The sequence below is a fragment of the Hyphomicrobium sp. genome, from assembly GCF_035687085.1.
In the GTDB taxonomy this organism is placed as follows: Bacteria; Pseudomonadota; Alphaproteobacteria; order Rhizobiales; family Hyphomicrobiaceae; genus Hyphomicrobium_B.
This window is the reverse complement of sequence record NZ_DASRYS010000005.1, coordinates 1-12,045: the sequence shown is the minus strand read 5'-3', so window position 1 is coordinate 12,045 and position 12,045 is coordinate 1. Positions and strand designations below refer to the sequence as shown.

General features: G+C 59.0%; 12 protein-coding genes and 1 tRNA gene. 5 read left to right on the top strand and 8 right to left on the bottom strand.

Translation table 11 applies throughout. From position 1 onward, the window contains the following. From urtC to VFG26_RS03455, 4 genes are all read right to left on the bottom strand, one after another. Complete coding sequence (urtC, locus tag VFG26_RS03470; RefSeq protein ID WP_325022266.1) at positions 1 to 1,155, bottom strand: urea ABC transporter permease subunit UrtC; 1,155 nt, start codon at positions 1,153 to 1,155, stop codon at positions 1 to 3. Then, positions 1,152 to 2,762, bottom strand: coding sequence for an urea ABC transporter permease subunit UrtB (urtB, locus tag VFG26_RS03465; protein WP_325022264.1), 1,611 nt, complete (start codon positions 2,760 to 2,762; stop codon positions 1,152 to 1,154). The genes urtC and urtB overlap by 4 nt, the downstream gene beginning before the upstream one ends. A 77-nt stretch (positions 2,763 to 2,839) precedes the next feature. Further along, positions 2,840 to 4,135 (bottom strand): urea ABC transporter substrate-binding protein, encoded by a 1,296-nt coding sequence (gene urtA, locus VFG26_RS03460; RefSeq protein WP_325022262.1) that lies wholly within the window; start codon positions 4,133 to 4,135, stop codon positions 2,840 to 2,842. 107 nt (positions 4,136 to 4,242) lie between these two features. Then, on the bottom strand, positions 4,243 to 5,361 hold the full coding sequence (locus VFG26_RS03455) for a porin (RefSeq protein ID WP_325022260.1): 1,119 nt from the start codon (positions 5,359 to 5,361) through the stop codon (positions 4,243 to 4,245). A 695-nt stretch (positions 5,362 to 6,056) separates the two neighbouring features. On the opposite strand from VFG26_RS03455, the gene VFG26_RS03450 reads away from it, so the two are divergent. Continuing rightward, entirely contained in the window at positions 6,057 to 6,512 is a 456-nt protein-coding gene (locus VFG26_RS03450) for a hypothetical protein (RefSeq protein WP_325022258.1), read from the top strand. A gap of 117 nt (positions 6,513 to 6,629) precedes the next feature. On the opposite strand, the gene VFG26_RS03445 is transcribed toward VFG26_RS03450, so the two are convergent. Beyond that, positions 6,630 to 6,956 (bottom strand): helix-turn-helix domain-containing protein, encoded by a 327-nt coding sequence (locus tag VFG26_RS03445; RefSeq protein ID WP_325022256.1) that lies wholly within the window; start codon positions 6,954 to 6,956, stop codon positions 6,630 to 6,632. Between the two features lie 136 nt (positions 6,957 to 7,092). Between VFG26_RS03445 and VFG26_RS03440 the strand changes: the two genes are divergently transcribed. Then, complete coding sequence (locus tag VFG26_RS03440) at positions 7,093 to 7,743, top strand: flavodoxin family protein (protein ID WP_325022254.1); 651 nt, start codon at positions 7,093 to 7,095, stop codon at positions 7,741 to 7,743. Positions 7,744 to 7,808: 65 nt separating this feature from the next. On the opposite strand, the gene VFG26_RS03435 is transcribed toward VFG26_RS03440, so the two are convergent. Next, on the bottom strand, positions 7,809 to 8,912 hold the full coding sequence (locus VFG26_RS03435; protein ID WP_325022252.1) for an HPP family protein: 1,104 nt from the start codon (positions 8,910 to 8,912) through the stop codon (positions 7,809 to 7,811). Positions 8,913 to 9,306: 394 nt separating this feature from the next. Here VFG26_RS03435 and VFG26_RS03430 point away from each other — a divergent pair, with 394 nt between their 5' ends. Both VFG26_RS03430 and VFG26_RS03425 read left to right on the top strand, forming a co-directional pair. Continuing rightward, complete coding sequence (locus VFG26_RS03430) at positions 9,307 to 9,531, top strand: hypothetical protein (RefSeq protein WP_325022250.1); 225 nt, start codon at positions 9,307 to 9,309, stop codon at positions 9,529 to 9,531. Between the two features lie 83 nt (positions 9,532 to 9,614). Further along, positions 9,615 to 10,079, top strand: a complete 465-nt coding sequence (locus VFG26_RS03425) for a cupin domain-containing protein (protein ID WP_325022248.1) — start codon at positions 9,615 to 9,617, stop codon at positions 10,077 to 10,079. A gap of 172 nt (positions 10,080 to 10,251) precedes the next feature. Here VFG26_RS03425 and rnk read toward each other — a convergent pair whose 3' ends face one another. Next, the gene (rnk, locus tag VFG26_RS03420; RefSeq protein WP_325022246.1) at positions 10,252 to 10,689 is read right to left on the bottom strand and encodes a nucleoside diphosphate kinase regulator; all 438 of its coding nucleotides are present in this window, start codon (positions 10,687 to 10,689) and stop codon (positions 10,252 to 10,254) included. A gap of 575 nt (positions 10,690 to 11,264) precedes the next feature. Between rnk and VFG26_RS03415 the strand changes: the two genes are divergently transcribed. Continuing rightward, positions 11,265 to 11,843 (top strand): PH domain-containing protein, encoded by a 579-nt coding sequence (locus tag VFG26_RS03415; RefSeq protein ID WP_325022244.1) that lies wholly within the window; start codon positions 11,265 to 11,267, stop codon positions 11,841 to 11,843. Positions 11,844 to 11,895: 52 nt separating this feature from the next. On the opposite strand, the gene VFG26_RS03410 is transcribed toward VFG26_RS03415, so the two are convergent. Then, positions 11,896 to 11,985 (bottom strand) — tRNA-Ser (locus tag VFG26_RS03410). Positions 11,986 to 12,045 lie beyond the last annotated feature (60 nt).

Here is a 12,045-nt window from a genome sequence, read left to right as displayed (position 1 = left end):
CTACTTTGCGGGCTGCGAGGGCGACTGCGCTTCGAGCGAGGGGTCGAGATCCTCATCCGTCGGGCGTTTGAACTTGAGGCCCGACAGCGAGCCGATCACGCCCTTCGGCAAAAAGACCGTAACCAGAATGAAGATGCCGCCCAGGACGAACAACCAGTAGGAGGCTAGAAATCCCGTGGTGAAGATCGTCTTTAGATAATTGATGAACACGCCGCCGAACGCTGCGCCGATGAGCGTCGAGCGTCCGCCCGCCGCGACCCAGATCACCATCTCAATCGAGTTGGCAGGGTGGAATTCGCTCGGATTGATGATGCCGACTTGCGGCACGTAGAGCGCTCCGGCAACGCCGGCCATCATCGCCGACACCGTGAAAATGAACGTCTTGTAGGCCTCGACGCGGTAGCCGAGGAAGCGTGTGCGGCTTTCCGCATCGCGGATCGAGATCAGGATCTTGCCGAGCTTCGACGTAACGATGGCTTTGGCAATGACGTAACCGAGCATCAGTGCGATTGCCGAGAGCGAGAACAGCACGGCGCGCGTGCCGGGCGCCTGCACGGGATAGCCCGCAATGTCTTTGAAGTCGGTCAACCCGTTATTGCCGCCGAAGCCCATGTCGTTGCGAAAGAACGCCAGCCACAGCGCATAGGTCAGCATCTGCGTGATGATCGACAGATAGACGCCAGTCACGCGGGAGCGAAACGCGAACCAGCCGAAGACAAAGGCCAGAACGCCCGGCACGAGTACGACCATCAACAGCGCGAACGGCAAGCTGCTGAAGCCGTACCAGTACCATGGCAGATCGTGCCAGTTCAGAAACACCATGAAATCCGGCAGATCCGGATTGGCATAGACACCGCGGCTGCCGATCTGGCGCATGAGATACATGCCCATCGCGTAGCCGCCGAGCGCGAAGAACGCGGCGTGGCCGAGCGAAAGGATTCCGCAGTAACCCCAAATGAGGTCGAGCGAGAGCGCCACGAGCGCGAAGCAGAGATACTTGCCGAAAAGCGCAACGCTCGTCGTCGAGAGATGGAAGACGGAAGTCTCCGGCACGGCGAGATGAAGGACCGGCACCATGATGGCGAGAACGGCCAAAATCGCGAGAAAGATCGGGCCGCCCCATCCATCGGAGAAAAGCGTGGTGCGTGTAATCATGCTTCGATGGCCCGGCCCTTCAAGGCAAACAAGCCTCTCGGACGCTTTTGAATGAACAGGATGATCAAGACGATCAGGATGATCTTTCCGAGCACGGCGCCGGCCGTCGGCTCCAAGAACTTGTTAGCGATGCCGAGAGTCAGTGCGCCGACGAGCGTGCCCCAGAGATTGCCGACGCCGCCGAAAATGACGACGAGGAAGCTGTCGACAATGTAGCCCTGACCAAGGTTCGGCGAGACGTTATCGATTTGCGAGAGCGCGACGCCGGCAAGTCCGGCGATGGCAGAGCCCAACCCGAACGTCATCGCATCGACAGCGCCCGTGCGGATGCCCATCGAGCTTGCCATCCTGCGGTTCTGCGTAACGGCGCGCATCTGCAGGCCGAGGCTCGTGTACTTCAGCGCGAGCAGAAGCGCCGTGAAGATCAGCCCCGCAAAAACGATGATCCAGAGCCGGTTCCACGTGATCGCGAGCTGCCCGACGGTGAACGTTCCCGACATGAACGGCGGCGCGCCGACGTCCTGGTTCGTCGGCCCGAAGATCGTCCGCACCAGTTGCTGAAGGATGAGGCTCACGCCCCATGTTGCGAGCAGAGTGTCTAACGGCCGCCCGTACAAGAAGCGAATGACGGTGCGCTCGATCAACACGCCGACCGCGCCCGATACGAGAAAGGCCATGGGAATGGCAAAGGCGAGCGAGTACCCGAAGAGATGAGGCGCCGACGCGCGAATGACTTCTTGCACGACAAACGTCGTGTAGGCCCCGAGCATCACCATCTCGCCATGGGCCATGTTGATGACGCCCATGACGCCGAAGGTGATCGCCAATCCGATCGCGGCGAGCAGCAACACCGAGCTGAGCGAGAGCCCATACCAAAGGTTCTGCGCGACATTCCACAGAGCAACGTTTGTCTCGACGGACTGTATCGCGCTGTTCGCCGCCTTCCGCACATCCTCCGGGGTAGTCTCAGGCAGCGATCGCAGCAGCGCCAGCGCATCCTGATCGCCCCGCGACCGCAGAGCCGCGATGGCGGGCAGCACGAGATTCTTATCATCGGCGGCCGTCGACAGCACGATGGCCGCCTTGGCTTCCTGCAGCGCCTGCTTCACGCGGCCATCACGCTCGTTCGCTAAGGCCGAGTCGATCGCTTCGAGCTTCTTGGGATCGCGGGACTTGAAAATCGAAGCGGCCGCTTCAAGACGTTTCGAAATATCGGGCGATTGCAGCATAAGCGCACCGAGCGCAGTCTCCAGCATACCGCGAAGCTTGTTGTTGAAGCGGACGGCCTTAGCATCGGATGGCGTGGCGTCCAACGGCTGTCCCGATGCCGCATCGAAGGCCTTACCGGCGGCGTCTTTGTAGAAGACGGCCTTCGTCGAAGGGCTATAGAAAAGACGCCGGTCGGAAGCTGCCTGCAGAATTGCCGGCGCCGTGGGAGCGCCTGACGCGGTGATCTCCGCGATCGCAGCCTCGGTTTCCGAAAAGCTATCTGCCGCGAAACGGTTCAAAGACGAAGCGAGCGCAGAGCCGTCTTCCGCCCGAACTGCGGCTGCACCCCAACTGAACGCAATAAAAAATACAAAACAGACTGCAAGTCTGAGGCGCATACCTATTCCCTTGAAAGAGGGAAAGGTGCCGGCGCTTTTGCGAACCGGCACCATCATAATCTAGGCTTCAGGCGTACTTACTGAGCACCACATGTCTTGGTGACTTTATTGTAGTTGCCGCACTTGAGCGTCACCCAATCGGCTTCGAGATCCTTCGATCCGGGAAGAAAATCTGACCACGCGTCGCCCGGGACGAGGTCCTTCGTCTGCCAGACGACATCGAACTGGCCGTCGTCTCGGATCTCGCCGATCATCACGGGCTTCGTGATGTGATGGTTCGGCAGCATCTTCGAAATACCGCCGGTGAGGTTCGGCGCCTCGATACCCGGCAAGGCATCGATCACCTTGTCGGGATCCGTCGTGCCGGCCTTCTCCACTGCCTTCACCCACATGTTGAAGCCAATGTAGTGAGCTTCCATCGGATCGTTGCTCACGCGCTTCGGATTCTTCGTGTACGCCTGCCACTCCTTGATGAAAGCAGCGTTCTCGGGCGTATCGACCGACATGAAGTAGTTCCAGGCCGCCAGATGGCCGACGAGGTTCTTGGTGTCGATACCGGCGAGCTCTTCTTCGCCGACCGAGAAGGCAACGACCGGAATATCCGTCGCCTTGATGCCCTGGTTCGCAAGCTCCTTATAGAAAGGAACGTTCGCGTCGCCGTTGATGGTCGACACCACGGCCGTCTTCTTGCCGGCCGAACCGAACTTCTTGATGTCCGACACGATCGTCTGCCAGTCGGAATGCCCGAACGGCGTGTAGTTGATCATGATGTCTTCCTTCGCGACGCCCTTATCGATGAGGTACGCCTCGAGGATCTTGTTGGTCGTGCGCGGATAGACGTAGTCGGTGCCAGCCAATACCCAGCGCTTCACCTCGCCGCCGTCCTTGCTCATCAGATAATCGACGGCGGGAATAGCCTGCTGGTTGGGAGCAGCGCCCGTGTAGAACACGTTCCGCTCGCTCTCTTCACCCTCGTACTGCACCGGATAGAAGAGGATCGAATCCAATTCCTTGAAAACGGGAAGAACGGATTTGCGCGAAACCGACGTCCAGCATCCGAAAACGGCCGCAACCTTCTTCTGAGCAATCAGCTCGCGTGCCTTTTCGGCAAAGAGCGGCCAGTTCGAAGCCGGATCGACGACGACGGCCTCGAGCTTCTTGCCCAGCAGGCCGCCCTTCTTGTTCTGCTCGTCTATGAGCATCAGCATGGCATCTTTCAGCGTCGTTTCGCTGATTGCCATGGTTCCGGAAAGAGAATGGAGAACACCGATTTTGATGGTGTCTTCCGCATGCGCAGAAACAGCAAAAGCCGATGCAAGAGCACCGGCTGCGAGGAAATTGCAAAAGTTACGGCATAACGAACGAATGCTCATATAGAACTCCGATTTCTAATATGACCCAAAAGCGAGAGGAGACGTGCGAACCACCTGGGGGGAAGCGAGGGGGCGCACACGTCTCCGGCTCGTAATTACGCGTGGCTTCAGAATTGAAGCTGGAGCCCCCCGACGAACCTGTTGATGTCTTCGTTGCCCGCGTTGTCGACGTTCTGTCTCGAATAGAGAGCAGACAGGCGCGCATCGTGGCCTTTGATGATGTAGTTGGTGCCGAGCGAGACTTCGCTGATGTCGGGACCGTACGTCTGATCAAATTCCTGGAACCGGATCACGGGCTGGAACTTGCCGATGCCGATCTTCTGATTGATCAGGTAGCTCGCGAGCACGAAGTAGCTGTGTCCGTCAGCCAATCCGTTGCCGGTGGCGAGCGCCGTGTTGATGCCGCTCGTGTCGTAGACGTAGAACGCGCCTTCGAGCGTCAGCACGTCGCCGCTGAACACGCGCTTCTGCATCAGGACATCGATGTTGAAGCCTTTGAAGTCGCCTGAGTCGAAACCGTTCGTTGCGGCTTCGCTCTGGAACTGTCCGACGAGGCCGACCGACAGCATCTCTTTATCGCCGTAGTAGTCGCTCGACGTGTAGTAGCCGCTTTCCTTGTCCCAGAAGTCATACTGGAAACGGCCGGCGACGAGCGGTCCGGAGGCATCTGGATTGTCGCAGGAATTCCGGTCGGACGTGCAGCCCTGGAAGCCGCCGATTTCGTACTTGAACTTGCCGATGTCACCCCAGACCGCGCCACCGTTGTCACGGCCCTGGAAGATCTGCGGATAGGCGCTGACGAAGGGATATTCCCACGTGCCGAGGTAGTATGGGCCGTTGAGGTTCGAGCGATCGCTCGGCGGCAGCATGCGGCCGCCCCAGACGTTGAAGGCAGGATTGAACTCAAGCCTCAGGATCGCATCCATCGTCCTGATGCGCGAGATATCGCCATCGTGGTCGAAATCGTGCTCGATTTCGGTGTTGTACGTGAATCCGATGATTTTCGTGAATTGGCCGTTGGCGTAGATACGCGCGCTATTCAGCGCGAAATCGTTCTCGTCGATGGCGTCTGGATTGTGAACGTATGAAGCGCGCAGACCAGCGCCGATGCTGATCCAGGAATCCTCATCCCAGAGCTGAAATTTCTGTCCGGCGTAAGCAGCCGAGCCGCTCAGCAGAACCAATACGGAGCCAGCAACAGCCAACCCTTTCTGAACACCTTTCATACGGAACTTCCCCCAGGAATTGAATGAGCGATCAAGTGCGAGCCACAAACGATTTGTCCCCGCCATTGTGAGCACTTGCAGCAATTCAAACTCTAGACAGAACAATCGGAATTACAAAACAAAACCAAGGACTTAGCTGCCAAAAATTTCGACACTGAGCGCACAAATAATCGTCACGAGGCTGGCAATAAGCCGCGAAGATGAGTTTCCCTTGGATTTCAGTTATTTACTGGCGTGGGCTTATAGAAATCATCAATTGATCCGCTATCGCCCCGCGACACGCTGCAAAAATATTGTTCGTTCTGCGAGCACTTGGGTAGCCATCGCCTGAGCAGATCACCGCCCTGTTGTGGCACTTCTGCTGCACCGGCTTATATCGCTGCAGGGCATTGAAAGAATCATTGCCCGGCGAATGCGCCGGTGACGCCGCGGGCAATATCGGGTGCATCGGCACCGCGAAATCGCTCAATTGGTAGGGCCGCAGGAATGAGCGAGCCGCAATCAGGCCGCAAGCTCCCGCAACGCAACACTTTGTTCGCTCACGCACGGCTGCACAGCCTACCGATTACTGCGCCCCAGCATCCCGCGAAACTTAGTTCAAAAGGAACATCGCGGCCTTCAGACCAGTTGCACCGGCACAGCGCGATCATGCGCATCGATGATGGCTCCAAGAGCCGAAACTGGAGAACAGGACAATGAAAACCAGTCAGCATGTAACAGCGGCGGCACTGGCATTTTGTTCAGCCGTTGGTTTCGCCGGTCTTGGTATGGCGGCGGAAAATGCGCCGTCGAGTTCGGGCATGAAGATGAGTCAAAGCGAATGCACCAATCTCTGGCAGCAGGCCAATCCGAGCAATGCGAAAGGACTGACCGAGAGTCAGGTCCAAGGTTATGTCAGTGATTTCAAAAAGGCCAACCCCGATGGCGACGGGACGATCGATCAAACGGAATGGATGAGCGCCTGTAAGATGGGCCTCGTCACCAACACGTCGGCTAGCGGCGCATCGGGCGGCGCGTCAGGCAAAACGTCCGACCGCACGCCGGGTGAAGCAGCTCCAGAGCGCGTTCCGGGTTCTACCTCGGCCGGGGCGCCGGGAACGGAGCGCGGGAAAACCCCCGAGGGTACGTCAGACCGCACACCTGAGAAGTAGCCAACAATCACGAGAGCGGCCAGCCCACCGGCCGCTCTTGTTACAGCCGATAACTATTGAATTCAGATGCTCGCTGTCCTCGCGAAGGCACGGCAGCAGGTGCCCTTGAGCTAGAACTCACCCCTTTTTGACAGTGCGATCGAGATTCTTCTTTCCCCACTCGCAGAGTGGAGCGTTGAGCGACGCCCCCAGTGGCGTCACTGAGTATTCGACGCGTGGCGGCACCTGATGGAACACCTCGCGATGAACGAGGCCATCCGCTTCCATTTCCCGCAACTGCTGGATCAGCATCTTCTCGCTGATCCCGGCAATCCGCCGCTGCAGCGCGCCGAAGCGCACGTGGCCGTCACTCAACTCCCATAGGATAACGCCCTTCCATTTGCCGCCGATGATCTCGAACACCGGCCCAAGGCCGTCATTGTAGGGTTGGTTGCGCGTCGTCACTTTCAACCCTCACCGAAAGGTAAGTACCTGAAGAAATAGTAGGTAGTTGATGGACTGAAAGTATCGCGACAGGTTCGGGCGATCAACGGGGCGCGGCAGCATCCTCATGCCCCGGCACTTGAAAGGAACCGTCGATATGCCCGAAAAGCTCCTTGTCCTGGTAGGAAGCCCACGCCGCAATGGAAACACCGCGACTTTGGCCGAGGCGGTGCAGCGCGGGGCCGAGTCGGTAGGCAATGAGGTCGCGCTGCGCTTTATCGACGATCATATCTCGGAGTTCTTGCGCGACTGCCGGAACTGCCGCGATGCGAACGGCGAATGCACGATCTCTGATCGATACCGCTCGCTGTTCTTCGAGGATTTCCTGACCGCGCGCGCCGTTGTCTTTTGCTCGCCGATCTACTGGTATGGTTTGTCTGCCCAGGCCAAGGCGTTCTTCGACCGGAGCTTCTGCTACTACGTGGCGTCCTATCCTCGCTCGAAGGACGTTCTCAATGCCATGCCGGGCAAGCGGCTCGGACTCGTGCTGGCGTCGGAGGAAACCTATCCGGGCGCGGCGCTCGGCATCGTCCATCAGGTCCAGGAGTATGCGCGCTACACGCATTCCGACCTTGTAGGAGTCGTGCGCGGGGTCGGAAACACTCGTGCGGAAGTGAGTGAAGACCCATCGCGCCCGATAGAACAAGCCGAACGCCTCGGCCGGGAAATCATCACCCGCGCCTATTCCGATTATCGGCTGGAGACACAGCGTAGCCCGCGTGTCTGGCCAGGAGCGTCGCGGATTTGAAACGCACCAACAAGTTTGCTCTTTCAAGCCGTCGCTAACGCAGGGGGGCCGACGGCTCAGTTCACCTACGCAGGCTGCGTCGCTTGCTCGCGCGTGAAAGCGAGCCTGCCCATCGCGCTCAAGAGATCCGTCTGCGAAATTAGCCCCACCACCTTTCGGGCCTCATCCGTCACGATCACAGCGTGCGTCTTTCCATCGGTCAGCAGCGGCAGAAGAGAATAGGCAGGCGCTGCAGACGATGCCGTCTTCGCGGGTGAAATGGCGCCGCTGAGATCGGAGCCAGAGGCGGTAAGCTCGCGCAATCCGACGGTGCCGAGCAGGCGGCCGGCATCGTCGACGACCGGCAAGAGACGGACATTGTGCGCAAAGAGCAGTGCCCGCGCGCGCTCACGCGTTTCGTCGGGCCGAACGGCAATCACATCGCGCGACATGATATCGGCGCATGTGAGTTCGGAATGCGCGCGCATGATCGTCCGAAGCTCGATCTCTCGCAGAATGCGCCCGAGATCCTTGCGGTCGATGTCGAAGCTCTCCTGCAGCGATGACAAAGCCGCATCGATGTCTTCGTCTTGAAACCCGACGCGAATCGGCGCCGGCTTGTCGGCCGTTCCATGCGTATTGGCAGCAGGCGCCAACACCTTGTGCGGATAATTTCGCTTCGCAAGACGGTGAAAAAGCACCCCGAGCATCACCAGGATGCACGAGTTCAACGCGACGGGCACGAGCGGAAACAGCCATCCCCATGCTGCAACCGTTGAGCCGCCGAAGGCGGCCGTTAGCGCCGCGGCTCCGCCGGGCGGATGCAGCGAGCGCGTCAAAGACATGACGGCAATCGCGAGCGCGACAGCGACACCCGCAGCCACGACAGGGTTCGGAATAACCGCCGCGACAAGCAAGCCAACCATCGCGGAAAGCGTGTTCCCGCCGATGATGGACCAAGGCTGCGCCAACGGACTCGCGGGCACCGCAAAGAGCAGCACCGCCGACGCTCCAATAGGCGCGACAAGCAGCGGCACGTGCCAGTCGCCACCGGTAATCAGCGCAGATGATGCCCCGCATAATGCGATGCCGATCAACGCTCCGATGCAGGCGATAATGCGCTCACGTAGCGTGGCCCCTGCGAGGATTGGCCGGAAAAGAGACGGGCGCGGAACTTTACGATCGTGCATGCTTTGCCAATGCGAGGACTGCTATTGCGATTTCGATAGTGCGATGGCGCCTCTTTAAGCACGATTCACCGCGAGCCCTGGCATGCCAAAACATCGCGACAGCCGAGCGTCTCGCATCAACAGCAGTCAGTCGTCAGCTCTCGCGATCGGACAGTGCCGAGCAACTGGCCCGCATCATCGATGACAGGCAAAGCCTGCGTTGTGCGCAAAGAGCAAGGCCAACGCGCGCTCACGCTCCTCTCATCACCCAAGATCTTTTCCCAGAAGCTAGAGGCCGGCAGCGGGGGCGAAGGGACGCGACCCATCCTCGTGAAATTTGCCCAAGCATCTTGGGGCAAAACGCTCTGGCGGCTGCTCCAGCGGTTTCCTACGAATGGCGGTACCAGGAGGGGGAATGCGCAAACTTGGATCGCGTAAGGCAGGCCAGCCATCGGGAAGACTTCGGCAATTCCTGCCGTCATGGTGGGATGTCATCGTCTTCGCATCCGTGGTGCCACCGATGGCAGCCACGGTTGTCTTCTTTGCGCTTTATCTCGTGCGCCCAAGCCACTCCGGACAGCTCGCCGATCTTTCCGGTACGGCGAGAGAGCGCTGCCTCGAGCAGCCGTCGACACCATGAACATCCGACGGCGCGCGACATGAGGCTTCGAAGCTGTGCGCCGGAGACACTCAACAACCCAACCAACAGCTAAGGAGTCCAAAATGAGATTTGGTCTAGTCGCAGCCGCGATGGTCGCTCTGGCGTGTCCTGCCTTCGCGGAAGAGAGTGGCCACGCAGACAATGCAATCTTCCACGCCGATGAGATCGATTTCAAGGACAACCCCGCATTCCCGCCCGGAGCCAAGACTGCGGTGCTTTTGGGCGACGCCTCCAAGCCGGGACTCTTCATCATTCAAGTCAAACTACCGCCGAATTACACGGTACCGGCTCACATGCATCCCAGCCTCGAAACGGTCGTCATGCTGAAAGGCTCAATGGGCCTCGGTGGCGGCAAGACTGTCGAGAAGACAGGCAAACTCCTACAGGCGGGTAGCACGTTCCTCGTGCCGCCCATGCATCCTCACTACTGCTGGACAGGCGACGAAGGCGCGACCTTTCAAGTCACGGTCAACGCGCCTTTCGACCTGATCTACGTCAACCCGGCTGACGATCCTCGCAAGAAGTAAATTCATCCTCAGGCGAACGTAGACTCTCGTGGGGCTGCACCGAGCGAAATGTTCGAGATGACATGCGGTTGCTTGACTAGGGATAGCTCTTTGCCCGCCGCCGAAAAGCGGCGGGCTTAGCATTGCGTAAGCCCCCGCATGCCAAAACATCGCGACAGCTGAGCTTCTCGCATCAAAGATCAGTCGCCGTCCCATCCGTACCAGCATGCCAAGCGACCGAGAGAACCCGTATCTCGCGCCTCCTTCCATCAGCTCCGTCCACCGCGATGGTCTGACCTGGTGCGAGCCCAATGAGCGCGGCGCCAATCGGCGTCAAAATGGAAATGAGACCGCGACTGATGTCCGCCTCATGTGGATACACCAACCGGCCATGGCGCCTGCGGCCGTCGAGTTCGAACTCGACATCCGAATACATGCGGACGACGTCGGCCGGAACCTCGGCATCCTCCACGAGGAGTGCGCGGTCCATTTCTGCCAACAACACCTTGGCGGCACTTGCTGCGCGGCCGGTCAGTTTGGCGGCCGTCGCAAGCTTGCTCAGGCGCAGCTCCTCGATTTTGCTGACTATGATTCGCGGAAGCGCGCCGTCGTGGGGTTGATGGTGTAGCATGACAAACCTCGAAATTGCTCTGCCGCTCCGCATCTTCTGGTGCGCGCGGTCCGGCGGTGAGACCCGCCCAGGATAGAAGTTAGGATATGAAAGAGGCTCCCGGCTTGGGATCAGCGCGCACGCACCCAGCCGGGCGAGACGCCTGAGGATTCACGACTCGCGCGGGGCAATTTCAGGTGATGTACGACGCGGGTGACCATACGTGGATAGTGAGCATTCCGTTCGGCGAAGTCAATGAATGCAGACGACACCCCGCACAACGGGATGCCGATCAATGCACCGATGCAAGCCGAAATCGCGCAGTTGCTCCGGCGACAATCCGTCTGAAAAGCGACGTTGCAATTCGCCATCTGCTGAATCCGACATGGGGCTTTAATGCGAAGCAGGCTTCTCAAGCACGATTCCCCGTGAGCCTGCCAGCCAAACCATCGCGATGGTGGCAAGCAGGACCGTTTGTGCACGGTACGCTATGCCCGCCACCGCAAGTCCGTTATCAATCCATTTAGGAGCTGCCTACAACGGGAAAGCCTCACGCGCGTTCTCGTTCTGAAGGCGGCGATGCTTGGAGGGGCGCTGTGTCGAAAACGGAAACGACGGGAGATATTTTTGAAGCAACGCTGTTTGGCGCCAACGTGGTCCGAAGGCACATTTTGAATGGCGTGCCTCCGATGCTCAATGCGGGTGAAAAAGTTCTCGCTGTGTTTCACGGTGAAGCTCTGACCCGTGAAGATTATGGGCTCGGCGCAGCGCGCAAGGGAGGCTGGTCCTTTCACGACTATCTTATCATCACCGATCAACGCGTGCTCACGTGGGCGCGGGGATTGATCAAGAGCAGCGTGGATTCGTTCGCATTGGAAGACATATCGAGCGTTGAGGCAACCAAGGGCGTGCTGCTCGGTGAGATCACGCTGAATATTCGCGGTGCGAAGGAGCGGTTCAGAAGTATGGTGCGCGCCGATGCCCCCGTAGCGGAAAAGATTATTAGGGAGACGAGACAAAGGGCCAGCACAGCAAAATCACAACAATTCGCGCAGCAATCAAAAGCCGATCCATTGGAAGTCCTTGAACGGCTTGGCGGGCTGCGGGACCGCGGCATAATAAGCAACGAAGAATTCAGCATAAAGAAAGCTGAGCTTCTGAAACAGATCACATGATCGGGAAGCAGCAATATCGAGCCGAGTGAATCAGTCGGCTATCACGAGGTGCTGGCGGAGAGGGAGGGATTCGAACCCCCGGTACCCTTGCGAGTACTCCGCATTTCGAGTGCGGCGCGATCGACCACTCTGCCACCTCTCCGGAAGCCGTGGCGCCAAACGGCGAAGTGGGCTTGTAGCTTCGCTTTTCGCGCCGCGCAAG

Excerpts from the sequence above, each read along its gene's own strand:
- urtC (WP_325022266.1), bottom strand. The coding sequence starts at position 1,155 with ATGATTACACGCACCACGCTTTTCTCCGATGGATGGGGCGGCCCGATC.
- urtA (WP_325022262.1), bottom strand. The coding sequence starts at position 4,135 with ATGAGCATTCGTTCGTTATGCCGTAACTTTTGCAATTTCCTCGCAGCC.
- VFG26_RS03455 (WP_325022260.1), bottom strand. The coding sequence starts at position 5,361 with ATGAAAGGTGTTCAGAAAGGGTTGGCTGTTGCTGGCTCCGTATTGGTT.
- urtB (WP_325022264.1), bottom strand. The coding sequence starts at position 2,762 with ATGCGCCTCAGACTTGCAGTCTGTTTTGTATTTTTTATTGCGTTCAGT.
- VFG26_RS03450 (WP_325022258.1), top strand. The coding sequence starts at position 6,057 with ATGAAAACCAGTCAGCATGTAACAGCGGCGGCACTGGCATTTTGTTCA.
- VFG26_RS03435 (WP_325022252.1), bottom strand. The coding sequence starts at position 8,912 with ATGCACGATCGTAAAGTTCCGCGCCCGTCTCTTTTCCGGCCAATCCTC.
- VFG26_RS03430 (WP_325022250.1), top strand. The coding sequence starts at position 9,307 with ATGCGCAAACTTGGATCGCGTAAGGCAGGCCAGCCATCGGGAAGACTT.
- rnk (WP_325022246.1), bottom strand. The coding sequence starts at position 10,689 with ATGCTACACCATCAACCCCACGACGGCGCGCTTCCGCGAATCATAGTC.
- VFG26_RS03425 (WP_325022248.1), top strand. The coding sequence starts at position 9,615 with ATGAGATTTGGTCTAGTCGCAGCCGCGATGGTCGCTCTGGCGTGTCCT.
- VFG26_RS03440 (WP_325022254.1), top strand. The coding sequence starts at position 7,093 with ATGCCCGAAAAGCTCCTTGTCCTGGTAGGAAGCCCACGCCGCAATGGA.